Origin of the sequence: Lacisediminihabitans sp. (genome assembly GCF_043726815.1) — a bacterium.
In the GTDB taxonomy this organism is placed as follows: domain Bacteria; phylum Actinomycetota; class Actinomycetes; order Actinomycetales; family Microbacteriaceae; genus Lacisediminihabitans.
This window is the reverse complement of the sequence record NZ_JAYSJZ010000015.1, coordinates 1-26,622: the sequence shown is the minus strand read 5'-3', so window position 1 is coordinate 26,622 and position 26,622 is coordinate 1. Positions and strand designations below refer to the sequence as shown.

General features: G+C 68.1%; 23 protein-coding genes. 10 read left to right on the top strand and 13 right to left on the bottom strand.

Annotation, left to right across the window (positions count from 1 at the left end; genetic code table 11):
* Positions 1–59 precede the first annotated feature (59 nt).
* The 3 genes from ACHZD8_RS01530 (at position 60) to ACHZD8_RS01520 (ending at position 4,667) form a co-directional block, all read left to right on the top strand.
* Positions 60–1,274: an HRDC domain-containing protein gene (locus ACHZD8_RS01530; RefSeq protein WP_394768343.1), complete on the top strand. Its 1,215-nt coding sequence runs from the start codon at positions 60–62 to the stop codon at positions 1,272–1,274.
* A 73-nt stretch (positions 1,275–1,347) separates the two neighbouring features.
* The gene (locus ACHZD8_RS01525; protein ID WP_394768342.1) at positions 1,348–2,550 is read left to right on the top strand and encodes a thiolase family protein; all 1,203 of its coding nucleotides are present in this window, start codon (positions 1,348–1,350) and stop codon (positions 2,548–2,550) included.
* Complete coding sequence (locus ACHZD8_RS01520; RefSeq protein WP_394768341.1) at positions 2,550–4,667, top strand: 3-hydroxyacyl-CoA dehydrogenase NAD-binding domain-containing protein; 2,118 nt, start codon at positions 2,550–2,552, stop codon at positions 4,665–4,667. Before ACHZD8_RS01525 ends, ACHZD8_RS01520 begins: the two co-directional genes overlap by 1 nt.
* 186 nt (positions 4,668–4,853) lie before the next feature.
* Here ACHZD8_RS01520 and ACHZD8_RS01515 read toward each other — a convergent pair whose 3' ends face one another.
* From ACHZD8_RS01515 to dut, 8 genes are all read right to left on the bottom strand, one after another.
* Positions 4,854–5,765: a type IV toxin-antitoxin system AbiEi family antitoxin domain-containing protein gene (locus tag ACHZD8_RS01515; RefSeq protein WP_394768340.1), complete on the bottom strand. Its 912-nt coding sequence runs from the start codon at positions 5,763–5,765 to the stop codon at positions 4,854–4,856.
* Between the two features lie 207 nt (positions 5,766–5,972).
* Positions 5,973–6,950, bottom strand: coding sequence for an aldo/keto reductase (locus tag ACHZD8_RS01510; RefSeq protein ID WP_394768339.1), 978 nt, complete (start codon positions 6,948–6,950; stop codon positions 5,973–5,975).
* The gene (locus ACHZD8_RS01505; RefSeq protein ID WP_394768338.1) at positions 6,947–7,330 is read right to left on the bottom strand and encodes a MerR family transcriptional regulator; all 384 of its coding nucleotides are present in this window, start codon (positions 7,328–7,330) and stop codon (positions 6,947–6,949) included. Before ACHZD8_RS01505 ends, ACHZD8_RS01510 begins: the two co-directional genes overlap by 4 nt.
* A gap of 44 nt (positions 7,331–7,374) precedes the next feature.
* On the bottom strand, positions 7,375–9,324 hold the full coding sequence (dxs, locus tag ACHZD8_RS01500) for a 1-deoxy-D-xylulose-5-phosphate synthase (protein WP_394768337.1): 1,950 nt from the start codon (positions 9,322–9,324) through the stop codon (positions 7,375–7,377).
* A 9-nt stretch (positions 9,325–9,333) separates the two neighbouring features.
* Complete coding sequence (gene acnA / locus ACHZD8_RS01495; RefSeq protein WP_394768336.1) at positions 9,334–12,153, bottom strand: aconitate hydratase AcnA; 2,820 nt, start codon at positions 12,151–12,153, stop codon at positions 9,334–9,336.
* A gap of 192 nt (positions 12,154–12,345) precedes the next feature.
* Complete coding sequence (locus tag ACHZD8_RS01490; protein ID WP_394768335.1) at positions 12,346–13,074, bottom strand: DUF3159 domain-containing protein; 729 nt, start codon at positions 13,072–13,074, stop codon at positions 12,346–12,348.
* Complete coding sequence (locus ACHZD8_RS01485) at positions 13,074–13,709, bottom strand: DUF3710 domain-containing protein (protein WP_394768334.1); 636 nt, start codon at positions 13,707–13,709, stop codon at positions 13,074–13,076. Before ACHZD8_RS01485 ends, ACHZD8_RS01490 begins: the two co-directional genes overlap by 1 nt.
* Positions 13,706–14,164 carry a dUTP diphosphatase gene (gene dut, locus ACHZD8_RS01480; RefSeq protein WP_394768332.1) on the bottom strand — a complete coding sequence of 153 codons (459 nt, stop codon included), beginning with the start codon at positions 14,162–14,164 and terminating at the stop codon, positions 13,706–13,708. The genes ACHZD8_RS01485 and dut overlap by 4 nt, the downstream gene beginning before the upstream one ends.
* 74 nt (positions 14,165–14,238) lie before the next feature.
* On the opposite strand from dut, the gene ACHZD8_RS01475 reads away from it, so the two are divergent.
* Entirely contained in the window at positions 14,239–14,694 is a 456-nt protein-coding gene (locus ACHZD8_RS01475) for a DUF3093 domain-containing protein (RefSeq protein ID WP_394768331.1), read from the top strand.
* 29 nt (positions 14,695–14,723) lie between these two features.
* Here ACHZD8_RS01475 and ACHZD8_RS01470 read toward each other — a convergent pair whose 3' ends face one another.
* Complete coding sequence (locus ACHZD8_RS01470) at positions 14,724–15,017, bottom strand: DUF4193 domain-containing protein (RefSeq protein WP_147782392.1); 294 nt, start codon at positions 15,015–15,017, stop codon at positions 14,724–14,726.
* Between the two features lie 198 nt (positions 15,018–15,215).
* Between ACHZD8_RS01470 and sepH the strand changes: the two genes are divergently transcribed.
* On the top strand, positions 15,216–16,268 hold the full coding sequence (gene sepH, locus ACHZD8_RS01465) for a septation protein SepH (RefSeq protein ID WP_394768330.1): 1,053 nt from the start codon (positions 15,216–15,218) through the stop codon (positions 16,266–16,268).
* A 9-nt stretch (positions 16,269–16,277) separates the two neighbouring features.
* Here sepH and ACHZD8_RS01460 read toward each other — a convergent pair whose 3' ends face one another.
* Positions 16,278–17,375, bottom strand: a complete 1,098-nt coding sequence (locus ACHZD8_RS01460) for an alkaline phosphatase family protein (protein WP_394768328.1) — start codon at positions 17,373–17,375, stop codon at positions 16,278–16,280.
* A 69-nt stretch (positions 17,376–17,444) separates the two neighbouring features.
* On the opposite strand from ACHZD8_RS01460, the gene ACHZD8_RS01455 reads away from it, so the two are divergent.
* Complete coding sequence (locus ACHZD8_RS01455) at positions 17,445–19,925, top strand: DNA topoisomerase (ATP-hydrolyzing) subunit A (RefSeq protein ID WP_394768327.1); 2,481 nt, start codon at positions 17,445–17,447, stop codon at positions 19,923–19,925.
* 134 nt (positions 19,926–20,059) lie between these two features.
* Here ACHZD8_RS01455 and ACHZD8_RS01450 read toward each other — a convergent pair whose 3' ends face one another.
* Entirely contained in the window at positions 20,060–20,434 is a 375-nt protein-coding gene (locus ACHZD8_RS01450; protein WP_394768326.1) for an HNH endonuclease, read from the bottom strand.
* A 646-nt stretch (positions 20,435–21,080) separates the two neighbouring features.
* Positions 21,081–21,440, bottom strand: coding sequence for a DUF952 domain-containing protein (locus ACHZD8_RS01445; RefSeq protein WP_394768325.1), 360 nt, complete (start codon positions 21,438–21,440; stop codon positions 21,081–21,083).
* 53 nt (positions 21,441–21,493) lie between these two features.
* Between ACHZD8_RS01445 and ACHZD8_RS01440 the strand changes: the two genes are divergently transcribed.
* Both ACHZD8_RS01440 and ACHZD8_RS01435 read left to right on the top strand, forming a co-directional pair.
* A complete protein-coding gene (locus ACHZD8_RS01440) occupies positions 21,494–22,753 on the top strand; it encodes an APC family permease (protein WP_394768324.1) in 1,260 nt (419 codons plus the stop codon).
* A 7-nt stretch (positions 22,754–22,760) separates the two neighbouring features.
* Complete coding sequence (locus tag ACHZD8_RS01435; protein ID WP_394768323.1) at positions 22,761–23,549, top strand: class I SAM-dependent methyltransferase; 789 nt, start codon at positions 22,761–22,763, stop codon at positions 23,547–23,549.
* Here the strand turns inward: ACHZD8_RS01435 and ACHZD8_RS01430 are convergent.
* Positions 23,546–25,642, bottom strand: a complete 2,097-nt coding sequence (locus ACHZD8_RS01430) for a type IIA DNA topoisomerase subunit B (RefSeq protein WP_394768322.1) — start codon at positions 25,640–25,642, stop codon at positions 23,546–23,548. The genes ACHZD8_RS01435 and ACHZD8_RS01430 overlap by 4 nt on opposite strands.
* A gap of 221 nt (positions 25,643–25,863) precedes the next feature.
* On the opposite strand from ACHZD8_RS01430, the gene ACHZD8_RS01425 reads away from it, so the two are divergent.
* Positions 25,864–26,097, top strand: a complete 234-nt coding sequence (locus tag ACHZD8_RS01425) for a hypothetical protein (protein WP_394768321.1) — start codon at positions 25,864–25,866, stop codon at positions 26,095–26,097.
* Positions 26,098–26,325: 228 nt separating this feature from the next.
* Positions 26,326–26,622: alanine racemase (locus ACHZD8_RS01420; RefSeq protein WP_394768320.1), on the top strand; the 297-nt coding region annotated here is incomplete at its 3' end.

Below are 26,622 nucleotides of genomic sequence, written 5' to 3'. Positions count from 1 at the left end.
GGCGCGTCGAGCTGCACGTGAGTGACACCGAAAACGACCCCACCCCGCCCGAGACCGTGGTGGTCGAACAGGCCGCGCACGCACTGGTCTCCGCGATCGAATCCCGCGAAGAATACCTGCGCGCGGTCGAGGCGATCGCGGCCGGCCACGGGCCGATCGCCATCGATGCCGAGCGGGCATCCGGGTTCCGATACTCGCAGCGCGCCTACCTGATCCAGGTGTTCCGCCGCGGCGCCGGGGTGTTCCTCTTCGACCCGCCGGCCATCGGGGACTTCGCCGAGCTCAACGACGTGATCGCCGGCGAGGAGTGGGTGCTGCACGCCGCGAGCCAGGATCTCGCCTGCCTGCGCGAGGTGGGACTCGACCCCACGCACATCTTCGACACCGAGCTCGGCGCCCGCCTCGCGGGACTGCCCCGGGTGGGACTCGGCACTGTGGTCGACGAGCTCCTCGGCATCCATCTCGCCAAGGAGCACTCGGCGGCCGACTGGTCGACCCGGCCTCTCCCCCAGTCCTGGCTCGTCTACGCCGCTCTCGACGTGGAGCTCCTCGTCGATCTGCGGGACGCCATGGCCGGCCTGCTCGACGAGGCAGGCAAGACCGCGATCGCCACCCAGGAGTTCGCCGCGGTGCTCACCCGGGAGGCCAAGCCGTCCAAGGGCGAGGGCTGGCGCCGGCTCTCCGGGCTGCACACCGTGCGGGGGCCGCGCAACCTCGCCGTCGCCCGGGAACTCTGGGAGGCACGCGACGCGTTCGCCAGGGAGACCGACATCGCCCCGGGTCGACTCGTGCCGGACTCGTCGCTCATCGCAGCGGCGAAGGCCATGCCCGAATCGAAGCAGGCCCTCGCGGCGATGCGGGAATTCAATGGCCGGGCCAGCCGATCCGAACTGTCCCGGTGGTGGGCGGCCATCGAGGCGGGCCGGATCACCGACGACCTCCCCGCGCTTCGGGTGCCTGGCGAGACGATGCCACCGCCCAGGATCTGGTCGGATCGCAACCCGGAGGCGGACAAACGCCTCAAGACGGCCCGCGCCGCGGTGACCGAGGCGTCGAGCGATCTCAGCATCCCCGTCGAGAACCTTCTCACCCCCGAACTGCTGCGCCGCCTCGCCTGGGCCCCGCCGTCGCCGCTGGACCTCGCCGCCGTGCAGGATCGGCTCGTGGACCTCGGCGCACGACCCTGGCAAATTGACGCAATTGCACAGGTAGTTCTCGATGCCTTTGTCGAAGCCAACCAAACTCCTCTCCAGACTGACGAATCGGATTCGTAGGAACAAGCAAACGATTCCTGTCGAAAAATCGGCCAGCCTAGGATCGAAAGAGACCCAAGACAGTGGAGGCATAGTGGCCGAGAGACATGAAGTTGTGTTCGTGGATGGGGTTCGCACCCCGTTCGGACGCGCCGGCGAAAAGGGAATGTACTGGAACACCCGGGCGGATGACCTGGTTGTGAAGGCGATGGTCGGCTTGCTCGACCGCAACCCCGACGTTCCCAAGGATCGGATCGACGACGTCGCCATCGCGGCCACGACCCAGCAGGGCGACCAGGGTCTCACCCTCGGACGCACCGCGGCCCTCCTCGCCGGACTGCCCAAGTCCGTGCCCGGTTTCGCGATCGACCGCATGTGCGCCGGTGCGATGACCTCGGTCACCACCCTCGCCGGCGGAATCGCCTTCGGAGCCTACGACCTCGCCCTCGCCGGCGGAGTCGAACACATGGGGCGCCATCCGATGGGCTTCGGGGCCGACCCGAACCCCCGATTCCTCGCCGAGAAGCTCGTGAGCGAGGAGGCCCTCAACATGGGCTCCACCGCCGAGCGGATCCACGACCGCTTCCCGCAGCTCACCAAGGAGCGGGCGGACAACTACGCCATGCGCAGCCAGCAGAAGGCCGCGGCGGCCTACGAGGCCGGCAAGATCCAGCCCGACCTCATTCCCGTCGCCACCCGGGGCGACAACGGCTGGGGACTCGCCACCCGCGACGAGGCCCTTCGCCCCGGCACCACCATGGAGGGCCTCGCCGCCCTCAAGACGCCGTTCCGACCGCACGGCCGGGTCACGGCCGGCAACTCGTCCGGGCTCAACGACGGTGCGACCATCAGCCTGCTCGCAAGCGAGGCGGCCGCGAAGGAACTCGGCCTGTCGGCCAAGATGAAGCTCGTGAGCTTCGCGTTCGCCGGCGTCGAGCCGGAGATCATGGGCATCGGCCCGGTGCCGTCCACCGAGAAGGCCCTGAAGAAGGCCGGACTCGACATCACCGACATCGGGCTGTTCGAGCTCAACGAGGCGTTCGCGGTTCAGGTGCTCTCGCTGCTCGACCACTTCGGCATCGACGACGAAGACCCCCGGGTCAACCAGTGGGGCGGCGCGATCGCGATCGGCCACCCGCTCGCGTCCTCCGGCGTTCGACTCATGATCCAGCTCGCTGCCCAGTTCGCCGAGCGACCGGATGTGCGCTACGGCCTCACCGCCATGTGCATCGGTCTCGGCCAGGGCGGCTCGGTCATCTGGGAGAACCCGTTCTACAACGGAAAGAAGAAGAAGTAATGGCGCAGTTCGACGACCTCCGGGCCCTGTCGCAGGACGAGGTTGTCACGCACTCGTTCGTGCGCGACGTTCCCCTCTCGGGCGGAAAGACACTCGCGCTCATCACCCTCGACAACGGCCGCGACCACACCCGCCCGAGCACCCTGGGCCCGCTCACCCTCCTCGAGTACGGCGAGACTCTCGCCGTGCTGAAGGATCGTGCGGCGGCCGGCGAGATCGCGGCCGTCGCGGTCACCGGCAAGCCGTTCATCCTCGCGGCGGGCGCCGACCTGAGCAAGGTCGGCGACATCCCCGACCGGGCCACGGCGAAGCACCTCGCCCAGCTCGGCCATCAGGCGCTCGGCGCCCTCGGCGACCTGGGCGTGCCGTCGTTCGTGTTCATCAACGGCCTGGCGCTCGGCGGGGGGCTCGAGATCGGGCTCAACGCGGACTACCGCACCGTCGACCGCACGGTCGCCGGAATCGCGCTGCCCGAGGTCTCCCTCGGCATGATTCCCGGCTGGGGCGGTGCGTGGCTCCTGCCCAACCTCATCGGGATCGAGAACGCACTCAAGGTGATCGTCGAGAACCCGCTCAAGAACCGCATGCTCAAGGGCCAGGACGCCTTCGATCTCGGCATCGCGGACGCGATCTTCGACTCGGTGAACTTTCTCGAGGACTCGATCGCCTGGGCCGACGGCGTGCTCTCCGGCGAGATCAAGGTCAAGCGGCCGAACGAGCCGGGCAAGATCGAGCGAGCGGTCAAGTGGGATGTCGCCATCGGCATCGCGCGCAAGTCGCTCGAGAGCAAGATCGGCACGGTCGCCAAGTCGCCGTACGCCGCCCTCGACCTCATCAAGGCGGCCAAGAACACCGACAAGGCCACCGGATTCGCCGCCGAGGACGAGGCCCTCGCCGACCTCGTCTCCGGGGACCAGTTCCAGGCGAGCATCTACGCCTTCAACCTGGTGCAGAAGCGCGCCAAGCGCCCCGCCGGCGCCCCGGACAAGGCGCTCGCCGGTCCGGTCACCAAGGTGGGCGTGATCGGTGCCGGCCTCATGGCCAGCCAATTCGCCCTGCTCTTCGTGCGTCGCCTCAAGGTGCCGGTAATCATCACCGACCTCGACCAGGCTCGCGTCGACAAGGGGGTGGAGTACATCCACAACGAGATCGACACCCTCCTCGGTAAGAAGCGCATCTCACCGGATGAGGCGAATCGGCTGAAGGCGCTCGTCAGCGGCACCACGGACAAGGCCGAATTCGCCGACTGCGACTGGGTCATCGAGGCGGTGTTCGAGGAGCTCGAGGTGAAGCAGCAGGTGTTCGCGGACGTCGAGAAGTACATCTCCGAGACCGCGGTGCTCGCCACCAACACCTCGTCGCTCTCGGTCGAGCAGATCGGCGCGAAGCTCGAGCACCCGGAGCGCCTCGTCGGGTTCCACTTCTTCAACCCGGTGGCCGTGATGTCGCTCCTCGAGGTCGTCAAGGCGCCGAGCACGGACGACGCGACGCTCAGCACGGCCATGGTGACCGCCGCCAAGCTCTACAAGAACGCGGTCATCACGACGGACACTCCCGGTTTCGTCGTCAACCGCATCCTCGCCAAGGTTCTCGGCGAGGCGATGCACGCGGTGGACACCGGCACGCCGTTCGAGGTCGTGGAGGAGTCGACGAAACCGTTCGGGCTTCCAATGACCCCGTTCCAGCTTCTCGAACTCGTGGGGCTCAAGGTGGGAGCGCACGTACTCGACACGCATCACGCGGCGTTCCCCGACAGGTTCTTCGAGAGCCAGAACCTGCACAGGCTGGCGGAACTCGGGCACATCTTCGAGCGGGACGCCAAGGGCAAGGTGAAGGGCATCGACAAGAAGGCCCGCGACATCGTGGCCGGTGGCACGACCCCGATGACGGCGGTGGAACTGCAGACGCGCATCGAGGACGGGCTGGCGGACGAGATCCATCGGATGCTCGAGTCGAACGTCGTTGCCGCACCGGAGGACATCGACCTCTGCCTCATCCTCGGGGCCGGCTACCCGTTCCAGATGGGCGGCGCGACGCCGTACCTCGACCGGGTCGGGGCGTCGGAGCGGGTCTTCGCGGACACCTTCCACCACCCGCCCATCCGCGGCGCCGAGTAGCACCGCTCCCCGCCTCCACCTCCGCCTCCACCTTCCGCCTCCACCTTCCGAAATCCATGCATTCTTCGCCGTCGCTCGGCGTGTCGACGCCGGCACGCCGAGGTCGGTGAAGGATTGCATGGATTTCGGAAGCGGAGGGACCCGTCGCGCTTGGCCGAGCGGGGGTGCGGGGGAACGGCGGATGCCTCAGCGGGTGGGACGGGACAGGTGCCCGCCACGCTCGATCACGGCCTGGATCATGCTCAGGGTGGCCGGCCAGTCGAACATGACCATGAAGTAGCTGATCCGGATCACGTGGTAGCCGAGCGCCTCGAGAAACGCGTCGCGCAGACGATCGGCATTCATCGTCTTCGCAACCTCGGCGGGCGTCATGTCTTGGGTGTACTTGCCTGCGCCATCCACCTCGATGGCGAGACAGTCCCCGATGAGAAGGTCAATCCATCGCTCGCCCAACACGGGAACCTGAAGCCTGGCTGCGATTCCGGCCGTCGCCAGCCTGCATCGGCAAATGCTCTCCGGATAGCTGTCGCTCTTTCCATCGGCGCGATCGAGGATGCACAGCCGCCGCGCGGGCAGGTGTTTGCGCAGCCATTCGAGACCCTCCGGGCCGAGAAGCCCACGTCGTATTGCTGAGTCCAGGCAGGCGACCGCATCCTCTTCGGACTCCGTCGTCGCCACCTGGAGCAGGCAGTCGAGCAGTCCCACCCGCAGTCGTGTCGCGAGGGTGGGCACCGCTACCCGACCGCGATGGATGACCGTGGTCTCCCCCACGGCATCGCTCAACCGCAGATAGCGGTCACGTTCAGTTCTCAGGCGGCTCGACTCGTGCACGACGTGCACGTGGAGGGGAAAATCGTGGGGTACAGCGAGGCCGTACGATGCCGCGGCCGACACCGAGGCCAGACGCCCGCCCACCCGGAGGGCGCGAACAAAATCCTCGCGTGTGCCCGGCAGCGCGTACCAACCCTGGCGGGGGCGGAGCAGCACCCCACCTCGCACCGCCGCAGTCAAGGCGTGACTCGACGCGCCGTACGCGAGGAGTTCCGCAGTCGACAGCACGCCGCCGCCCCGACGGACGACCTCAGATAGTGAGCGCATCGAACCAGTGTGCGGACGCGCCAGTCGTCCACCGCGCCCTTCCCGATCATCCGTCGGTCGCGGCCGCGGCGGGCGCGCTGTGGAGGAGAAGTCACCGAGGCATTCCACTTTCCGAAATCCATGCAATCGCTCACCGACCCGGGCGTGTTGGCGCCGACACGCCGATCGGCGGCGAGGAATGCATGGATATCGGAAAGTGGAGCGGGGCTAGCGGTTGACCGGGGTCATGTCGGCGTAGCGGTCGCCGACCGGGGCGGCGACGGCGTCGAGGGCCGCGAGCTGATCGGCCGAGAGCTCCAGGGCATCCGCCGCCACATTCTCCTCGAGGTAGGACACCCGCTTCGTGCCGGGGATGGGCGCGATGTCGTCGCCCTGCGCCAGGAGCCAGGCGAGCGCGACCTGGCCGGGCTTGGCTCCGAGTTCGGCTGCCACGGCATCCACCTGCTCCACGATGCGGATGTTCGCCTCGAGATTGTCGCCGGCAAACCGCGGGTTGGTGCGGCGGAAGTCGGTCTCCTCGAGCTGGTCGAGCGAGCGGATCGTTCCGGTGAGGAAGCCCCGGCCCAGCGGCGAGTATGGCACGAATCCGATGCCCAGCTCGCGCACCACCGGCAGGATCTCCGCCTCGGGGTCGCGGCTCCACAGCGAGTACTCCGTCTGCAGCGCGGTGACCGGGTGAACGGCGTGGGCCCGGCGAATGGTGGCCGGCGCCGCCTCCGACAGCCCGTAGCCGCGGATCTTGCCCTCGGCGATCAGCTCCGCCAGGGCTCCGACGGTCTCCTCGATCGGGGTGCCCGGGTCCATGCGGTGCTGGTAGTAGAGGTCGATGTAGTCGGTGCCGAGCCGCGTGAGAGACCCCTCGACCGCGATGCGCACGTTCTCGCGGCTGCCGTCCAGTCCGCGGCTGCCGTCGCCCCGGTGCAGGATGGTGCCGAACTTGGTCGCGATCACGATCTGGTCCCGGCGACCGGCCAGTGCCGCGCCGACGAGTTCCTCGTTGATGTACGGCCCGTACATCTCGGCGGTGTCGAAGAAGGTGACTCCGAGGTCGATCGCCCGGTGGATGGTGGCGGTGGATCCGGCGTCGTCCTGCCCGGCGCCGCTGTAGAACGCGGACATGCCCATGCAGCCGAGTCCTATGCGGCCCACTTCGAGGCCGTTGGTTCCGAGGGTGATCTTCTTCATTCCGTGGGGGTCCTTCCCTGATAGGTCGCGATCTTGAAATCGATCGCGGCCAGGCTGTTGGTCATCTCGTCGAGCTGAGCCGCGACGTTGATGCGATGGATGAGCAGGAGTTCGAGTCGGTCGGGGACAGTCGACTCACCGGCGCGCACGAGTTCCACGTACCGCCGCACGCGGGCGATCGGCAGCCCGGTCGACCGCAGCTTGGTGAGGAAGCCCACCCAGCGCACGTCGGCCTCCGAGTAGCGCCGATGGGTCGACGACGCGCGATCGACCGGCGTGAGCATGAGGCCGGTGCGCTCGTAGTAGCGCAGCGTGTGGGTGGAGAGTCCGGTGAGTTCCGCGGCCTCGGAGATCGAGTGGGTCGATTCGGTTACCGTCATGCCCCAAGGCTAGAACTTAGAGCGCACTCTAAGTCAAACCGGGATCAGTTGGAGCGGTCAGAACCGAGCCGCCGTTGCTCCTCGACCGAGTCGGGAAGCGGGCGTGCCACGGGGATCTTGCTGCCGAGCACCTGGGCCACCACGTCGCGGGCGATGCGCTGCGGGGTGAGGCCCACCTCCTCGAGAATCTCGGCCCGGGAACCGTGCTCGAGGAACTCGTCGGGCAGTCCGAGCTCGTTGAGGGCCGTGTCGACCCCCGCCTCGCGCAGGTCCTGGCGGATCCGGGTGCCGATTCCGCCGACCCGGATGCCGTCCTCGATCGTCACGACCAGACGGTGTTCCGCGGCGAGATCGACCACGCTGCGGGGAACCGGCACGACCCAGCGAGGGTCGATCACCGTGGCGCCGATCCCTTGCGCGGCAAGCCGCTCGGCCACCTGCAGGCCCAGCTCCGCCATCGGGCCGACTGTCACGATCAGCACGTCCCGATGGGCCGCCTCCACGAGCACGTCCACCCCGTCGGCGGTGCGGCGCACCGCTTCGAACTCGTTGCCGACGTTTCCCTTCGAGAACCGCACGACGGTCGGCGCATCCGTCACCGCCACCGCCTCGCCGAGTTCCTCGCGAAGACGCGTCGCGTCCCGGGGTGCGCTCAGCCTGATGTTAGGGATCACCTGCAGGATGGCGAGGTCCCACATGCCGTGGTGGCTCGGCCCGTCAGGACCGGTCACTCCGGCGCGGTCGAGCACGAAGGTGACCCCCGCCTTGTGCAGGGCCACATCCATGAGCACCTGGTCGAATGCCCGGTTGATGAAGGTCGCGTAGAGCGCGACCACCGGGTGCAGGCCGCCGAAGGCGAGCCCGGCCGCGGAGGTGACGGCGTGCTGCTCGGCGATGCCGACGTCGAAGACGCGGTCCGGATACTTGGCGGCCAGCTTGTCGAGCCCGGTCGGCCGCAGCATGGCGGCGGTGATCCCCACGATGGTCGGATCGGCATCCGCGAGCCTGACGATCTCCTCGGAGAACACCGAGGTCCAGGACGGCCGGTCGCTGCCGCCGATGGGCTCGCCCGTCTCCGGGTCGATGTGGCCGACGGCGTGGAACTGGTCGGCGGCGTCGAGAATCGCGGGCTGGTAGCCCTTGCCCTTCTGCGTGATCGCGTGCACGATCACCGGCGCGCCATAGTTCTTGGCCTGCCGGAGGGCCTCCTGCAGGGCATGGATGTCGTGGCCGTGCACCGGACCGATGTACTTGATATCGAGGTTGGAGTACAGCGCCTCGTTGTTGGAGAACCGGCTGAGGAAGCCGTGCAGTCCCCCGCGCACCCCGCGGTAGATGGCCTGGCCGGGCTTGCCGAAGCGGTCGAAGAGCCTGCGGCTTGAGACGTAGAGGTCCCGGTACGAGCGGCGGGTGCGCACGTCGTTGAGGAACCGGGCCATGCCGCCGATGGTGGGCGCGTACGAGCGGCCGTTGTCGTTCACGATGATCACGAGGTTGCGGCTGTTGTCGTCGCTGATGTTGTTGAGAGCCTCCCACGTCATCCCGCCGGTGAGGGCGCCGTCGCCGACGATCGCGACGACGTGACGATCCTTCTGACCCGTCATCTGGAAGGCGCGGGAGATGCCGTCGGCCCAACTGAGCGAGCTGGAGGCGTGGGAACTCTCCACGATGTCGTGCACGGACTCCGAACGCTGCGGATAGCCCGCGAGTCCTCCCCGCTCCCGGAGGCGCGAGAAGTCCTGCCGACCGGTGAGCAGCTTGTGCACGTAGGACTGGTGACCGGTGTCGAAGACGATGGCGTCATTCGGCGAATCGAACACCGAATGAACAGCCATCGTCAACTCGACGACGCCGAGGTTGGGGCCCAGGTGGCCACCGGTCTTGGAGACCTCCGTGATGAGGAATGCCCTGATCTCGGCGGCCAGTTCGACGAGTTGTTCCGTGCTCAACGCATCCAGGTCTCGGGGACCGTGGATGCTCTCGAGAAGGCTCATCCGGCCAGCCTAAACCAGCGACCTCAAAACGTACTGGAGGATGCCCCCGTTGCGGTAGTAGTCGGCTTCACCCGGGGTGTCGATGCGCACGACCGCATCGAATTCCACGGTCTGCTTGCCCGCCGGCGAGTGCTCGCTCGGCGTGGCGCTCACGTGCACGGTCTTGGGTGTGGTGCCGGAGTTGAGCTCCTCGAGTCCCGAGATGCTGACGATCTCGGTGCCATCGAGGCCGAGGCTCGCCCAGCTCTCGCCGGCCGGGAACTGCAGCGGAACGACGCCCATTCCGATGAGGTTCGAGCGGTGAATGCGCTCGAAGCTCTCGGTGATGACTGCCTTCACGCCGAGCAGGCTCGTTCCCTTCGCCGCCCAGTCGCGCGAGGAGCCCGATCCGTATTCCTTGCCGGCGAAGATCACCAGCGGCGTGCCGGCGGCCTGGTAGTTCTGGCTCGCGTCGTAGATGAACGACTGCGGGGCATCCGGCTGGGTGAAGTCGCGGGTGTAGCCGCCCTCAACGCCGTCGAGCAGCTGGTTGCGCAGGCGGATGTTCGCGAACGTGCCGCGGATCATCACCTCGTGGTTGCCTCGGCGCGACCCGTAGGAGTTGTAGTCCTTGCGGTCGATGCCGTGCTCGTCGAGGTACTTGCCGGCCGGGCTGTCCGCCTTGATGTTGCCGGCGGGGCTGATGTGGTCGGTCGTGACGGAGTCGGCGAGCTTGGCCAGGACGCGCGCGCCCACGATGTCGGAGACCGGGGTGGTCTCCATCGTCATTCCGTCGAAGTACGGGGGCTTGCGCACGTAGGTGGAGTTCTCGTCCCACTCGAAGGTCGACCCGGTGGGGGTGGGCAGCGAACGCCAGCGCTCGTCGCCGTCGAAGACGCCCGCGTACTCGTGGGTGAACATCTCGGTGTCGATGGAGGAGTCGATGGTCGCCTGAACCTCGGCGGCATCCGGCCAGATGTCCTTGAGGAAGACGTCGTTGCCCTCGGTGTCCTTGCCGAGCGAGTCGACCTCGAAGTCGAAGTTCATCGAGCCGGCGAGGGCGTACGCGATCACGAGCGGCGGGCTCGCGAGGTAGTTCATCTTCACGTCGGGGTTGATGCGGCCCTCGAAGTTGCGGTTGCCCGAGAGCACCGCGGTCACGGCGAGGTCGTTGTCCTGAACCGCCTTGGAGATCTCCTCCTCGAGCGGGCCGGAGTTGCCGATGCAGGTGGTGCAGCCGTAGCCGACCAGATAGAAGCCGAGGTCCTCGAGGTAGCCGTTGAGGCCCGCCTTCTCGTAGTAGTCGGTGACGACCTTGGAGCCCGGCGCGAGGGTGGTCTTCACCCACGGCTTGGACTTGAGGCCCTTCTTGCTCGCGTTGCGGGCGAGGAGGCCCGCCGCGAGCATCACCGAGGGGTTCGAGGTGTTGGTGCACGAGGTGATCGCCGCGATCGCCACCGCGCCGTGGTCGAGCGTGAAGTGGTCACCGTTGTGCAGGGTGACCTCGGAGGGCTTCGACGCGTGCGACGGGCTCGGGCTGGTGTTGCCGTTGCCGGCGTGGCGGTGCGCCGTCTCCTCGTCCTGCGAGGTGAATCCGACCGGATCGGATGCCGGGAACGTGCCCTCGAGGGCGGCGTCCATCTCCGAGTGGCCGGTCTCGGCGTACGCACCGAGGTCGAGCTCGAACTGGGTCTTCGCGCGGCTGAGCTCGACGCGGTCCTGGGGACGCTTGGGTCCGGCGATCGATGGCACGACCGTTCCCAGGTCCAGCTCGAGGTACTCGCTGAAGACCGGCTCGGTGTCGGCATCGTGCCACAGGGTCTGAAGCTTGGCGTACGCCTCGACGAGGGCGACCTGCTCCTCGCTGCGGCCGGTGAGGCGCAGGTAGTCGAGGGTGACGTCGTCGATCGGGAACATCGCGGCGGTCGAGCCGAACTCGGGGCTCATGTTGCCGATGGTCGCCCGGTTGGCGAGCGGCACGGCGGCCACTCCGGCGCCGTAGAACTCCACGAATTTGCCGACCACCCCGTGCTTGCGCAACATCTGCGTGATGGTGAGCACGACATCCGTGGCGGTGACGCCGGTGGGGATGGTGCCGGCCAGCTTGAAGCCGACGACCTTAGGGATGAGCATGGAGACGGGCTGGCCCAGCATGGCGGCCTCGGCCTCGATGCCGCCGACGCCCCAGCCGAGCACGCCCAGGCCATTGACCATGGTGGTGTGCGAGTCGGTGCCGACGCAGGTGTCCGGGTAGGCCTGCAGCACGCCGTCGACCTCGCGGGTCATGGTGACGCGGGCCAGGTACTCGATGTTCACCTGGTGCACGATGCCGGTTCCCGGCGGCACGACCTTGAAGTCGTCGAACGCCGTCTGGCCCCAGCGCAGAAACTGGTAGCGCTCGCCGTTGCGCTCGTACTCGATCTCGACGTTGCGCTCGAAGGCGTTCTCGGTGCCGAAGAGGTCGGCGATCACCGAGTGGTCGATCACCATCTCGGCGGGGGCGAGCGGGTTGATCTTCTTCGGGTCGCCGCCGAGCGCCGCCACGGCCTCGCGCATCGTGGCAAGGTCGACGATGCAGGGAACGCCGGTGAAGTCCTGCATCACGACACGGGCGGGCGTGAACTGGATCTCGGTGTCCGGCTCGGCGGTGGGTACCCAGGATCCGAGGGCCTCGATCTGGGAGCGGGTGACGTTCGCCCCGTCTTCGGTGCGGAGGAGGTTCTCGAGCAGCACCTTGAGGCTGAACGGCAGCTTCTCGTAGCCGGGGACCCGGTCGACACGGAACACCTGATACTCGGTCGAACCGACCGCGAGGGTGTCTTTCGAACCGAAACTGTTGACCTGCGACATTGCGCGTCTCCCTTACTGAGCCCTGCCTGCTACCGGTGCCAATCCTTGCTTTCGACCAGACCGCCTGCCAGCAAGGCAAGCCTAAGTCTCGGCGGTACGTTCAGCGAGGGTGCTCGGTGCAAAACTATCTTGATATCAAGATAAATAGTACACGTGATCGGCGATCAGCACCGCCGCGACTCGTCGATCGTCTCACTCGGCGCTTTGCGCCCCGGCCTTCGCGTAGACGGCCCGCACGAGGAGCCAGGTGACCCAGAGCAGCCCGGCGTAGAGCGGCACGCCGAGAAGGAGCTTCATCGCCGCGAGCCATTCCACGTTGCCCGACCAGTAGAGCGGGAGCTCCACGACGAGGCGCAGGCCGAACAGACCGGCCCAGAGCCAGGTGGCGAGGTAGAGCACCCGCCGCTTCGCCCTGTTCTGCCGCCACTCGAAACCCTCGTTGGTGAGGAACCCGACGATCACTCCGATGAGAGGCCAGCGCACCGCGATGCTCACGAGAAGCACGGCGACGCTCACCACGTTGATGATGATGCCCGGCAGGAAGTTCTGCTCCGCGCGACCGGACAGCAACGCCAGGGCCGCCGAAATGCCGATGCCGATGATGCCCGCGAGCGCCTGGGAGACCGGGCTGCGGGAGAGGAGACGCACGGCAACGAAGACCACGGCGAGAGCCACGGGAACCAGCACCGCGAGGGTCACGTTCTTCGTGAGGGTGTAGATGACGAGGAAGCCGAGGCCCGGCAGGATCGATTCGACGAGCCCGCGAACACCGCCGATCGCCGTGAGGAGCGACCGGGCGGTCGGCACCTCCCCCGGCGTCACCTGGCCGAGGCCGGTCTTGCGCAGGGCGTCGCCGACGCTCTGCCGAAAGCTCGGGACCTCGGTCTCCCTCTGGTCCTCGCCGTCGCCCTGAGCGGACATCAGAGCGTCGACGCCTGGTGGTCCTCTGCCGTCGCCGCGCTCTTGGGCATGTGCAGGGGAATCAAGTCGCGAGGCGGCATCGGCGTCTTGCCTCGCACCACCACGACGCTGCGGAAGAGTTCCTCGATCTTGGCGGCCGCCTCGGCGTCCACCGCACCCTCGCCGGCGATCACTCCGCGCAGGAACCAGCGGGGTCCGTCCACGCCGATGAAGCGCGCGAGCCTGGTCGAGTTGGGCTGGCCGGCCGTCGCGGCCGGGATCTCGGCGAGCAGTTCGGGGCCGAACGGCCCGACCGTGAGGGTGGTCTTGCCCCCCTGCTTGGCGATCTGCTCGGTGATCTGTTCGCGGATCTCGTGCCAGAGTCCCGTGGTGCGGGGCGCGGCAAACGGCTGCACCTGCAGCGTCGACCCCGCGAAGTCCAGTCCGACGGCGACGACGCGCTGGCTTCCCTCCTCCACCTCGAGGCGCAGCTGCAGTCCCTCGCGGGGGAGGATCTTCACTCCGCCGAGGTCGACATACGGACGAACCGGGTTGGCCTCGGCCTCGTCAAGCGGGCCTTCGGTCGCGCGATCGGCAGGAGCGGACTTGGGCTGCTCTTCGCCGCCTTCGATTTCTGCTGAACTGATGTCGCTCACGAGCCGTCTCCTTGGGTCTTGACGCGGTAACCGGTCGAGCCGAAGCCCGAATCTCCTCGATGGCTTCCGGGAAGCTCATCGACCGGCACGAAACGGGCCTTGGTCACCGGCATGATCACGAGTTGCGCGATCCGGTCACCGACTGCGACAGAATACGGCACCGATCTGTCAGTGTTCAGCAGGGTGACCCTGATCTCGCCGCGATATCCGGCGTCGACGGTTCCCGGACTGTTCACGATCGTGATGCCGTGCTTGGACGCGAGCCCGCTGCGCGGCACGACGAAGGCGACGTAGCCGTCGGGCAGGGCGATCGAGACGCCGGTACCCACCGTCGCCCTCTCACCGGGTTCGAGGGACACCGCCTCGGCCGCCGACAGGTCGGCGCCCGCATCCCCCGGGTGCGCGTATCCCGGAAGGGTGTCGGCGACGATGAGTATCTCCACAGTTTCAGCCACGTCACGAGGGTAGTGCAGAACGCGCCGGGGCCAGCAGGGCAGGCGGGCACAGCAAAGTCTGATCGAATAGCCCCATGACGATTTACCGCGAACGCCTCTGGGCTTCACCCTGGGTGTTCATCTCCACCGCGCTCGTGATCCCGGCGAGTCTGCTGGTCTTCTTGCCGATCAACCTCTTCGTCGGGGTGATCGTCTCCATCGCGCTGTACGCCGCCTGTGTGGTCGTTCTCGTGGCGACCTCCCCGGTGATCGAGGTCACGAACGAACACCTCTCCGCCGGACGCGCGACACTGCCGCTGGCCTTCGCGGGAGAGGCCAGGGGATTCGAGGGCGAGGAGGCCACGCTCGAGCGCGGGCAGAGACTGGATGCCAGGGCCTGGCTCCTGATTCGAGGCTGGGTCTCGCCCGTGGTCACCGTGCAGGTGAACGACGCGAACGATCCCACCCCCTATTGGCTGGTCTCGACTCGCCGACCGGGGGAACTGATAAGGGCCCTGGCCGAAGCCAAGGCCCAACAGTTACGTTCCTAAAACAAGTACTTCCCTGAACAGTTACTGCCCTAGGCCGCGCACTCCTGGCAGATCGGACCGAGCTTCTCTTCATGATCGAGTTGCGAGCGGTGCTTCACGAGGAAGCAGTTCACACAGGTGAACTCATCTGCCTGGGGAGGTAGCACGACGACGTCGAGGTCGAGGTCTGAAAGGTCGGCTCCTGGGAGCTCGAACCCGCCAGGGTTGTCGGCGTCGTCGACGTCAACGACACCTGACATTTTGTCCGGAACGCGCTCTTTAAGAGCCTCGATCGACTCGGAGTCGTCGTCGGTCTTACGAGGTGCGTCGTAGTCGGTTGCCATGCCCATCCACTTCTTTATGCGTCAATTGATCTCAATCGGCGGCCACAGTTTGCATCATCGGCTCGCGAATAGCAAACCACTGCAAAAAGGCCGTGAATCCGACGCCTGTTGAACTTCCGGCACGCCCGGTATATTCCCGCGAAATCGGGGTTGGGCGTGACACCCTATGAGAACCAGTGACCGCGAGAGGCGTTCAGCATGCAAGACCTGAAAGTTATCGGAGTGGAGAACGGCGCACTCCTCGTCGCGTCCCATGAGGGGACCCGTTTTCGGGTAGCGATCGACGAGGTGCTGCAGTCGAAGCTCCGCCAGACGATTCACGAACCCGGCGTGGGGCGCAAGCTCGCGCCGAAGGAGATCCAGGCCCACATCCGGTCGGGGATGTCCGCGCAGGACGTGGCCTCCATCACCGGAGTGCCGCTCGACTACATCCAGAAGTTCGAGGGCCCGGTGCTCGCCGAACGCGAGTACGTCGTGACCTCCGCCCTCGCCGTGCCCGTGCACACCGCCATGGAGACCGATCCGCTCGGCGAAGGCTCGACCTTCGGCACCGTGATTCGCGAACGCCTCTACGACCTCGGCGCGATCAACGAGCGCTGGGCGAGTTGGAAGGAGGTGGGCAGCGGCTGGGTCGTCAAGCTCGCCTTCACCGCCGAGCAGATCGATCACGACGCCCGCTGGCGCTTCGACCCCAAGAAGTCCGCTCTCGCCCCGCTCAACAGCGAGGCCGTCGCACTCTCCCAGCAGGGCGAGATGGTGAGTCCCCTCGTGCCGCGGCTGCGGGCCGTGAACGACGAGGAACGCCGGCCGGACCAGTCCCGCTTCGACAGCGGCGCATTCACCGACAACGACCTCGCCCGCCCCGAGCCCGTGGCCTACCTCGAGCCGGTGTCCTATGGGCGCCTGGACGACGCACCGGCCGCCGTGTCGGATGCCGCGATCAACCGGGCGCCGGCGGCCGAGGAGTCCGAGTCGAACCAGACCGCCGATCTCCTCGAGGCGCTCCGGCGTCGGCGTGGAGAGCGCGAGCTCGCCAACTTCCCGGAAGAGGACGACGTCAAGGCCTCGCACCCGTCCGGCGGCGGAATCCGCCTCGTCGACATCCCGCTGGACTTCGACGACGACGATTCGTCCCGCGACACGGCACCGCAGCCGACGGTGCTGCATCCGAAGTCCGCGAAGAAGGGCCGGGCCACCATGCCCAGCTGGGACGAGATCGTCTTCGGCGCACGCTCGGACGAAGATCACTGATTCGACGCCCTAGCGGCCGCTAACCCGGGTAGCGAAGGCCCCGAACCGCAACAGCGGGATGGATGTCTCGTCGGGCGACCACGACCCGTGCTGGCCGACCATGGATCGACCGTGTTGGGCGGCCGGCCGAGAGTCGTAGTAGGCAACGCCCTTGCGAGCCGCGACGATGAGGTCCCCGATCCGCGGCACGACCTCCGGGTCGACCCGGGGTCCGAACCAGCCGGACGAGATCGCCTCGTCGCGGGAGACTATCCACGATCGGCTGCCCTCCGCCGCCCGCCACCGCTCGAGCACGGCCTGACGGTGCGCGGCGCTCGCGTCCGGTTCGAAGTGCAGCTGCAGCGCGCGCGGCTCGCCCGCGACGAAGCGGATGCCGTCCACGAGGCCCGGGTCGGTGTCGAACAGGATGTGGGAGCTCTGCGGCACGTCGAGCACGCCGTGGTCCGCGGTGAGCACGAGGCCCTCACGGGAGCCGAGGTCGGCGGCGAAGGTACGCACCGTCGAGTCGAGCTCCTCCAGCACCGAGTTCCACAGGGGCGACTGCCAGCCGTGCGAATGCGCCGCCTGGTCGAGCTCGGGAACGTAGACGTAGAGCAGTGCCCGGTCCCCCGAGTCGAGAACGCGCCTGGCCTCCTCGAAGCGATCCGTCATCGTCGCGCCGCCGCGGTACTCCGCTCCCCGCAGCACCGCCCGGGTGAAGCCGGACGAGCGATAGCGTTCCGTGCCGATCGCGAACGACTGCACCCCGCGATCCCGGGCCCGCTCGAACAGGGTGGGCACTCGTTGCCAGGTCTCGGGGTCGAGGCGGTCGTCCCAGCCGCTGAGCTGGTTGACGACGCGGTCGTTCGCCGCGTCGAGCACGGTGTAGCCGACGAGACCGTGAACACCGGGCGCCTCCCCCGTCGTGAGCGTGGCGAGGGCCGACGCCGTGGTCGTCGGAAACCGGGCGCCGATCGTGCTCGACGGCGAGAGCAGCGGGGCGAGGGTGCGCGAGTGGCCGGCACGGGCCTTGAGAACCGACGCCCCGAGGCCGTCCACGAGCAGCACGATCGCCGAGTCGACGCCCGGGAGGTCGAGGACGTTCGGCTCGCCCGCGAGGGATTTCATGCAACTTGGCACGACATCGGCAAGGCTAAACCGGTGCGATTTCGTGGCCGGTAACATGGGGGCAATCCTATGACTACTCCCGAAATCCCCACCGCACAGCCCGCCGGCGAACGAATCGACACCGTCGACGTGTCCGCCGAGATGGAGGGCTCGTTCCTCGAGTACGCGTACTCGGTCATCTACTCCCGCGCCCTTCCGGACGCCAGGGACGGCCTCAAGCCGGTGCAGCGCCGCATCCTCTACCAGATGACTGAAATGGGCCTTCGCCCGGACCGCGGACACGTGAAGTCGGCCCGCGTCACCGGCGAGGTGATGGGCAAGCTCCACCCGCACGGCGACGCCTCGATCTACGACGCCATGGTGCGGCTCGCCCAGAGTTTCATCCTGCGCGTGCCCCTGATCGACGGGCACGGCAACTTCGGATCCCTCGACGACGGCCCGGCCGCCGCCCGTTATACCGAGGCGAGGCTCGCCCCGGCCGCGATGGCGATGACTGAGAACCTCGACGAGGACGTCGTCGACTTCGTTCCCAACTATGACAACCAGCTGACCCAGCCCGAGGTTCTTCCCTCCGCCTTCCCCAACCTGCTGGTGAACGGCGCGTCCGGCATCGCGGTCGGCATGGCCACGAACATGGCACCGCACAACCTGATCGAGGTCGTGGGCGCCGCCCGGCACCTCATCGACAACCCGAACGCCTCGCTCGACGACCTCATGTCGTTCGTGCCGGGCCCCGACCTGCCCACCGGGGGCACGATCATCGGCCTCGCGGGCATCCGGGACGCCTACGAGACCGGCCGGGGCAGCTTCCGTACCCGCGCCCGAGTCTCCGTGGAGAACCTCACGGCCCGCAAGGTGGGTCTCGTGATCACCGAGCTGCCGTACATGGTCGGCGCAGAGAAGGTGATCGAGAAGATCAAGGACGGCGTCAACTCGAAGAAGCTCAGTGGCATCTCCGACGTCACCGACCTCACCGACCGCCTGCACGGAACGCGGCTGGTCGTGGGCATCAAGACGGGGTTCAGCCCGGATGCCGTGCTGGAGCAGCTGTTCCGCTACACGCCGCTCGAGGACTCGTTCAACATCAACAACGTGGCGCTCGTCGACGGCGGCCCGAAGACGCTCGGCCTGCGCGAGCTGCTGCAGGTGTACATCGACCATCGCATCTCGGTGGTCACCCGGCGCAGCCAGTTCCGCCTCGCGCGCAAGAAGGACCGCCTGCACCTCGTGGAGGGTCTCCTCGTCGCGATCCTCGACATCGACGAGGTGATCCAGGTGATCCGCACCAGCGATGACTCGGAGGAGGCTCGCACCCGCCTCATCGACGTGTTCGACCTCAGCCAGATCCAGGCCGAATACATCCTCGAGCTCCGGCTGCGCCGACTGACCAAGTTCTCCCGGATCGAGCTTGAGGCCGAGCGTGACGAGCTGATGGCCGCCATCGCCGTGCTGGAGGAGCTGCTCTCGGTGCCGCAGCGGGTGCGTCAGCTCGTGTCCGACGAGCTGGAGCAGGTGGCCGAGCAGTTCGGCACCCCGAGGCGCACCCTGCTCACCGAGGCCCGCCCCAGCGTCGCGACATCGTCAAGCTCGCGGTCGGCCCCCGTGTTGGAGATCGCGGACACGCCCTGCCTGGTGCTGCTCTCCACGACCGGCCGCGCCATCCGCGTCGACCTGCCGGACAGCCCATCGGATGCCCCGCCCCGGGCCGCGAGGCGAAGCAAGCACGACGCGATCCTCTCCTCCATCGTCACCACGAGCCGCGCAGAGATCGGGGCCATCACCTCGCTCGGCCGGCTGATCCGCCTCACCCCCGTCGACCTGCCGGTGGTGCCGGAGAACTCCGTGCAACTCGCCGCCGGGGTGCGCATCGCCGACTATCTCGCCATCGACGGCAAGCGGGAGCGCGTGCTTGCCCTCGTCTCCCTCACCTCGGAGCAGCCGATCGCGATCGGCACCCGCCAGGGCGTCGTGAAGCGTCTCGCCCCCGGCGACTACCCGAACCGGCCCGACTTCGAGGTCATCGCCCTCAAGCCGGGCGACCAGGTCGTGGGGGTCAGACAGTCCGGGGAGTCGGATGAGCTGCTCTTCATCACCTCGGACGCCCAGCTGCTGCACTTCCCGGCCTCCGCCGTGCGTCCCCAGGGCCGCACGGCCGGGGGCATGGCGGGCATCAACCTCGGCGCCAAGGCCGAGGTGGTCTTCTTCGGTGCGATCGATCCGTCCGCCGATCCCGTCGTCGCCACCGTGTCGGGCAGCACATCGACAATCGCCGGCACCGACCCGGGGCGCGCGAAGGTATCGCTGCTCTCCGAGTTCCCCGGCAAGGGCCGGGCGACCGGCGGCGTGCGGGCGCACTCCTTCCTCAAGGGCGAAGACGTGCTCTTCGCCGCCTGGGCCGGCCCCTCCCCCGCCCTCGCAGTCGGCGCAGACGGCTCTGTGCGCGCGCTCCCGGATGCCGGGGCGAAGCGGGACGCGTCCGGCACGCCGCTCGACGGCGTCATCGGCTCCATCGGCACCTCTCTCGCGCCCGACGCGGCGGCCGTCGAGTAGCGAAGCGGCAGCGGCTTCCGCCCGCTCGCGGCGGGAGATGCCGCTCGGCGGCGGGGGTTACGACTCCCTCCGCGAGTACTTTTTCCCGCCGAGGTCGGGCACAATTCCCGCCGCGAGAACCAGGGGCCGTGCGCCTACCCGGGAGCGTCGTCGACGACGAACTCGTCGGCCGCCGCCAGCGCGGCGCGCACCTCCACGAACCGCCCGAGGAAGCGGCGCTCGTCCAGCTTCTTCCGCCGCATCCAGCTCGTCACCTCGTCGTTGCTCTTGCTCGCGTTGCACGCCCCGCAGGCCGGAACGATGTTGTCGATCGTGTAGCGACCGCCCCGAGAGATCGGCTGCACGCAGTCCCGCTGCAACGGACGGTCGCTCGCCCCGCAGTATGCGCAGCCGCCCCAGAGCCGCTGGAGCGTCGCCCATTGAGCCGGCGTGAGATCGTGCTCGACCAGGGCCATGCGCCGCTTGCGGCGACGGGCCGCCTTGGCGGCGCGACTGTTCGGGTGGAGCACGAGGTCAGCTTAAGCCGCAGCGGCGAGGTGGGGCGGGACCGACCCGGGCCGCCTTTCCCTCCGCCGGGACGAAGGTCACGTCGGGGTGCTGGCGGCGGTTGTACAGTCGCGCGCAACAGCTTCATTCGTGAGTGCGCGCGTGTGACGACGGACGCCTCCCTGGCGAAAGGATGAACCCTTGACCATCCCCGGTGGCAGACCGGAAGTGACCGAGCGTCCCCCGCGTCTTCAGCCGCGATGGTTCATCAAGCTCTTCTGGAGGGCCACCGAGCCGAGTTTCGGATCACCGGCGGCCGTCGCGGCCTGTGGGCGGCCAGGCCCGAGCGCTGGGGAACGCTGTGGCTGACCACGACGGGTCGCCGAAGCGGTCAGGAGACGTCGGTGATCGTCGGCTACCTGGAGGACGGCCCGAACCTGGTGACCATGGCAATGAACGGGTGGGGTGAGGCGGAGCCCGACCGCGGTGGTCGTGTTCGAACCGGTGGCGGCCCGAGCCTGAGTCCCCGCCCGGAGGATCCGCTGCCACTTCTCGCGGCGGGAGATGCGGCGTCGCGGCGAGGGTTACGACTCCCTCCGCGAGGACATTTCCCCGCCGCCGCCGGGCACGACTCCCTCCGCGAGAGAGGCCCGCGTGACGGCGCAGCGCTCAGACCGCGGCGTCCTCCACAACGAACCGCCCGTCGGAGTCGAAACGGGCCGCCGATACCCGGGTGACAAAGGCGGGAAGGATCGGCCCGTAGACGTGGGGGAAGAGTTCGCCGCCGCCGTCCTCGAGCCTCACCTCGACGCCGGACGAACGGGCGGCGGCCTCGTCGATCTCGAGCACGACGAGGGGCTCGGGATCATCCGCATAGAACCGTGTCGCGACGCCCCCGAGTTGCGCCTCGGTCGAGGCGTGGATGAACCCGGTCGACTCGAGAGTCGCGCCGCGGCTCGACACGCGGTAGGCGCCATCCCGCAGCGCGGCCGCCCAGTCGACGGCGTGGGCGATGTGGAAGATGGTCACGCTTGGAGCCTAGAGGTCACCCTCTCGATACTCGGGTATCCTAGGCTTCGCGAGTGACCTCCCAGCCTTCCCTGTCCCGCCGCCTCGGCCTGTCCGACGCGGTCTTCATCGGCCTCGGGTCGATGATCGGCGCCGGGGTCTTCGCCGCCTTCACCCCGGCGGCGCGCGCGGCCGGCAGCGGCCTCCTCATCGGGCTGGTCGTGGCCGCCATCGTGGCCTTCTGCAACGCCACCTCCTCGGCTCAGCTGGCCGCCGTGTATCCCTCGTCCGGCGGCACCTACGTCTACGGCCGGGAACGGCTCGGGCCCTGGTGGGGATTTCTCGCCGGCTGGAGCTTCGTCATCGGCAAGATCGCGAGCTGCGCCGCCATGGCGCTCACCTTCGCCGCGTACGCCGCGCCGGCCGGCTGGGAACGCCCCGTCGCCGTCGCCGCCGTCGTCGGTCTCGCCGCCGTCAACTACGTGGGCGTCACCCGCACCGCCCTCGTCACGAGGATCATCGTCGTGATCTCGCTGCTCGCGCTCGCGGTCGTCGTCGCGGCAGGGGCAAGCGTGACGCCGGGAGCAGGCGACTGGTCGGGAGGCGCCCTCCTCTCGCACGGCGGGTACGGCATCCTCCAGTCGGCCGGGCTGCTGTTCTTCGCCTTCGCCGGCTACGCCCGCATCGCGACCATGGGCGAGGAGGTGCGCGACCCGTCTCGAACGATCCCCCTGGCCATCACGATCGCCCTCGCCATCACGGTCGTCGTCTACGGCGTCATCGCCGTGACGGTCCTGGGCGCCCTCGGCGCCACGGGCGTCGCCGCGTCGACCGCGCCGCTTGCCGACACCGTGCGGGCGAGCGGATGGGCGTGGGCCGGCCCCCTGGTGCGGGTCGGCGCGGCGGCGGCCTCGCTCGGCGCCCTGCTCGCCCTCATCGCCGGGATCGGCCGCACGAGCCTGGCCATGGCCCGCGAGGGCGACCTGCCCCGGTGGCTCGCGGCCGTGCATCCGCGCTTTCGCGTGCCGCACCGCGCCGAGGTGGCGATCGCGGTCGTCGTCGTCACCCTCGTACTCACGATCGACCTCCGCGGGGCCATCGGGTTCTCGTCGTTCGGCGTGCTGCTCTACTACTTCGTGGCCAACCTCGCGGCCCTCAGCCAGCCGCGGGAGCAGAGGCGCTACCCCCGGGCCGTTCAGGTGGTCGGCGCCCTCGCCTGCCTCACCCTCGTGGTCACTCTGCCCGCCGCGGGAATCGTGGTCGGCGTGGGTGTGATCCTGGTGGGGGTGGCCTACCGCCTCCTCTCTCGCCGTGCGAGCCGGCGAGGAGCATGATGGGGTGATGGATCCCTGGCAGCACGGCGATGCCTACGAGAACTACGTCGGACGGTGGAGCCGCCTCGTCGCCCCGGAGTTCCTCGCCTGGCTAGGCCTGCCGCCCGGGCGCCGCTGGCTCGACGTCGGCTGCGGCACCGGAGCCCTGAGCACCACGATCCTCGAACTCGCGTCGCCGGCATCGGTTCATGGCGTGGAACCGTCGGAGGGATTCCTCGAGACCGCCAGGCGCACCCTCGAGGGGCGCGCGGTGCTGCAGCGCGGGGGCGCCGACGACATCCCCCTCGGGGACGCGGCGGTCGACGTCGTGGTCTCCGGACTCGTGTTGAACTTCGTGCCGGATCCCGCGGCCGCTCTCGCGGAGGCGCGCCGAGTCACGACCGCCGGCGGCACCATCGCCGCGTACGTCTGGGAATACGCGGGACGGATGGACCTGATGCGGCACTTCTGGGAGGCGGTCGCCGAACTCGATCCGGGGGCCGAGAGTCTCGACGAGGCCGCGCGCTTCCCTCTGGCCCGTCCGGAGGCCCTGTCGGCCCTCTTCGCGAGCGCCTCGCTCGAGGGCGTCGACGTCACGGCCATCGACATCCGCACGCCGTTCGCCGGCTTCGACGACTACTGGCGGCCGTTCCTCGGCGGTCAGGGCGTGGCCCCCGCGTACGCCATGTCTCTCGACGAGCCGACGCGGGCCCGCCTGCGCGAGCTCGTCCGCGATCGACTGCCGATCTCGGCCGACGGGTCCATCGACCTGCTCGCGCGCGCCTGGGCGGTGCGGGCCACCGCGCCGAAGCCCTAGACGTCGATGCGCTCGCGGGAGAGCGCGTCCGAGCCGGCGATGATGAAGTCCTTGCGCGGGGCGACGTCGTTGCCCATCAGCAGCTCGAAGACCCGCTCGGCGTTCACGGCATCCGTGATCTGCACCCGGCGAAGCGTGCGGTGCTTGCGGTCCATCGTGGTGTTCGCGAGCTGGTCGGCATCCATCTCGCCGAGGCCCTTGTAGCGCTGGATGGGGTCCTGATAGCGCTTGTTGGTGCGCTTGAGCCCGGCCAGCACGCCGTTCAACTCGGCTTCGGAGTAGGTGTACAGGGTCTCGTTCGGCTTGGTGCCGGGGTTCATCACGATCACCCGGTGCAGCGGCGGCACCGCCGCGTAGACCCTGCCGTCGCGGATCATGTCCGGCATGTAGCGGAAGAACAGTGTGAGCAGCAGGGTGCGGATGTGCGCGCCGTCGACATCCGCGTCGCTCATGATGATGACCTTGCCGTAGCGGGCGGACGCGAGGTCGAAGCTGCGGCCGGATCCGGCTCCGATCACCTGGATGATCGACGCGCACTCCGAGTTCGACAGCATGTCGGAGACGGAGGCCTTCTGCACGTTGAGAATCTTGCCGCGGATCGGCAGGAGGGCCTGGTACTCGCTGTCGCGCGCGAGCTTGGCCGTGCCGAGGGCGGAGTCGCCCTCCACGATGAACAGCTCGCTGTTGGCGACGTCGTTGGACCGGCAGTCCACGAGCTTCGCGGGAAGGGACGAGTTCTCGAGCGCGTTCTTGCGGCGCTGGGTCTCCTTGTGGGCGCGCGCGGAGATGCGCGACTTCATCTCGGCCACGATCTTGTCGAGCACGAGGGCGGACTGGGTCTTGTCGTCTCGCTTGCTCGACCCGAACCGTTCGGACATCGTCTTCGCGACCACGTTCGCCACGATGTTGCGCACCGCCGGGGTGCCGAGGATCTCCTTGGTCTGCCCCTCGAACTGCGGTTCGGGCAGCCTCACGGTGAGCACGGCGGTGAGGCCGGCCAGGATGTCGTCCTTCTCGATCTTCTCGACGCTGTTCGCTCCCGTGCCCACCTTCAACCGGCGGGCGTTCTGCTCCACCTGGGAGCGCAGGAACTTGAGCATCCCCGCCTCGAAGCCGGCCTGATGCGTTCCGCCCTTCGGGGTCGCAATGATGTTGACGTAGCTGCGGAACACCGTGTCGTATCCGGTGCCCCAGCGCAGCGCGATGTCCACCTCGCACTCGCGCGAGAGCTCGGTCGCCACCATGTGGCCCTTGTCGTCCAGCACGGGCACCGTCTCGGTGAAGGTGCCGGCTCCGCTCATGCGCCAGGTGTCGGTGAGGGCGGTGTCCGGGGCGAGGAAGTCCACGTATTCGGCGATGCCACCCTCGAAGCGGAAGGTCTCCCGCGTCGGCTCTTCGCCGCGCTCATCTCGGATATCGATTCCCAGGCCGCGCACGAGGAAGGCGGTCTGCCGCGCGCGTGTGACGAGCTCGTCGGTCTGGAACGTGGTGCCGCGGCTGAAGATCTGCGGATCGGCCCAGTACCGAACGCGCGTGCCGGTGACTCCCTTCGCCACCTTGCCGACCACCCGAAGCTCGCTGCGGCTCTCGAACGGGGTGAACACCGCACTCGGTGTCGGCTCGCCGAGGTCGGTGAAGATGCCGGGCTCTCCGCGGTGGAACGACATCGCCCAGGTCTTGCCGTCACGGTCGACCTCGACGTCGAGACGTTCGGAGAGGGCGTTGACGACGGAGGCGCCGACGCCGTGCAGTCCCCCGGAGGCCGCATACGAGCCGCTGCCGAACTTTCCGCCGGCGTGCAGCTTCGTGAAGACCACCTCCACTCCGGAGAGCCCGGTCTTCGGCTCGATGTCCACCGGGATCCCGCGGGCGGTGTCCCTGACCTCGACGCTGTTGTCCTTGTGCAGGATCACGGAGATCTCTCCCCCGTGCCCGCCGAGTGCCTCGTCGACGGAGTTGTCGATGATCTCCCACAGGCAGTGCATGAGGCCGCGGGAATCGGTGGAACCCACGTACATGCCGGGGCGCTTGCGCACCGCCTCCAGTCCCTCAAGAACCGAGAGGTGGCGCGCGGAGTAGTCAGCGCTCGACATGGGTGATCCTTTGGGTTGGGGGCAGGAGGCATTGCGAGCCTAGCCGCGGCGTCAGACGTCAACCGGCTCCGACACCCGCGACGGGGGTGCAGCCGCGCCGAGTCATCCGGATCACTACGCGTACAGCGAAATACCTTGCAATTGACACCTCACAGCCGGACGAGCGTGCTTGTATTGACTAAGCACATCGAGATTTCGCCCAGCGACGCAAGGAGCAGCCCATGGCCCAGATCGCCACCGAGAACAGCCCCGTTGACGAGCTGGACTACTCCCTCTCCGCGATGGACCGCTGCGACAGTTGCGGAGCGCAAGCATACGTACGGGTGACTCTCGCGAGCGGTGACTTGTTGTTCTGCGCTCACCACGGAGCAAAGTTCAAGGACAAGCTGTTTCCGACCGCACTCAACTGGCACGACGAGTCGGCCCGCCTGCTCGAGACTTCGGCAGCCGAATAGGCCTTGCTCTCCCTCCGACGCGAGGCGCGCATCGACCGTGATGCATTCGAGCGGAACGTGGCGAGCTTTGTCGCAAAGCACGGGGACTGTGTGTGGGATGCCCGCGCCGACGCGTACGGGCATGGTCTGATAGCTCTGGCCCCGCTCGCACTTGCGGTGGGTGCGGCCGCAATCCGGGTTTCGCCATCGCAGGAAGAATCTGTTGCGCACCTCAAACGCTCAAGGATCATGACTGTCGACTCCGTACGCCCGCTTCTCGGAGCCGAGGCCTACGGCCTCGCTGCAGAGACCACCGCGGTCATGACTCTCGTCGGCGAGGTGATCGCGGTGAAGCCAACCGAGGCGGGCGCAGGGGTTTCCTACGGATACAGCTACCACACGACGAACCCGACGACTCTCGCGCTTGTTGCACTCGGCTACGCCGATGGGGTTCCCCGGCTCGCTTCCAATACCGCAACGGTGAGTGTGGGCTCGGGCCAGCATCCGGTGGTAGGTCGCATCGCGATGGACCAGTTCGTGGTCGAT

What these genes read in the sequence shown, in the direction of transcription:
- ACHZD8_RS01515 (WP_394768340.1), bottom strand. Translation starts at nt 5,765, where the DNA reads ATGCGCTCACTATCTGAGGTCGTCCGTCGGGGCGGCGGCGTGCTGTCG.
- ACHZD8_RS01460 (WP_394768328.1), bottom strand. Translation starts at nt 17,375, where the DNA reads ATGAAATCCCTCGCGGGCGAGCCGAACGTCCTCGACCTCCCGGGCGTC.
- ACHZD8_RS01490 (WP_394768335.1), bottom strand. Translation starts at nt 13,074, where the DNA reads ATGTCCGCTCAGGGCGACGGCGAGGACCAGAGGGAGACCGAGGTCCCG.
- sepH (WP_394768330.1), top strand. Translation starts at nt 15,216, where the DNA reads ATGCAAGACCTGAAAGTTATCGGAGTGGAGAACGGCGCACTCCTCGTC.
- ACHZD8_RS01435 (WP_394768323.1), top strand. Translation starts at nt 22,761, where the DNA reads ATGGATCCCTGGCAGCACGGCGATGCCTACGAGAACTACGTCGGACGG.
- ACHZD8_RS01425 (WP_394768321.1), top strand. Translation starts at nt 25,864, where the DNA reads ATGGCCCAGATCGCCACCGAGAACAGCCCCGTTGACGAGCTGGACTAC.
- acnA (WP_394768336.1), bottom strand. Translation starts at nt 12,153, where the DNA reads ATGTCGCAGGTCAACAGTTTCGGTTCGAAAGACACCCTCGCGGTCGGT.
- ACHZD8_RS01520 (WP_394768341.1), top strand. Translation starts at nt 2,550, where the DNA reads ATGGCGCAGTTCGACGACCTCCGGGCCCTGTCGCAGGACGAGGTTGTC.
- ACHZD8_RS01470 (WP_147782392.1), bottom strand. Translation starts at nt 15,017, where the DNA reads ATGGCAACCGACTACGACGCACCTCGTAAGACCGACGACGACTCCGAG.
- ACHZD8_RS01455 (WP_394768327.1), top strand. Translation starts at nt 17,445, where the DNA reads ATGACTACTCCCGAAATCCCCACCGCACAGCCCGCCGGCGAACGAATC.
- ACHZD8_RS01505 (WP_394768338.1), bottom strand. Translation starts at nt 7,330, where the DNA reads ATGACGGTAACCGAATCGACCCACTCGATCTCCGAGGCCGCGGAACTC.
- ACHZD8_RS01510 (WP_394768339.1), bottom strand. Translation starts at nt 6,950, where the DNA reads ATGAAGAAGATCACCCTCGGAACCAACGGCCTCGAAGTGGGCCGCATA.
- dxs (WP_394768337.1), bottom strand. Translation starts at nt 9,324, where the DNA reads ATGAGCCTTCTCGAGAGCATCCACGGTCCCCGAGACCTGGATGCGTTG.
- ACHZD8_RS01430 (WP_394768322.1), bottom strand. Translation starts at nt 25,642, where the DNA reads ATGTCGAGCGCTGACTACTCCGCGCGCCACCTCTCGGTTCTTGAGGGA.
- ACHZD8_RS01475 (WP_394768331.1), top strand. Translation starts at nt 14,239, where the DNA reads ATGACGATTTACCGCGAACGCCTCTGGGCTTCACCCTGGGTGTTCATC.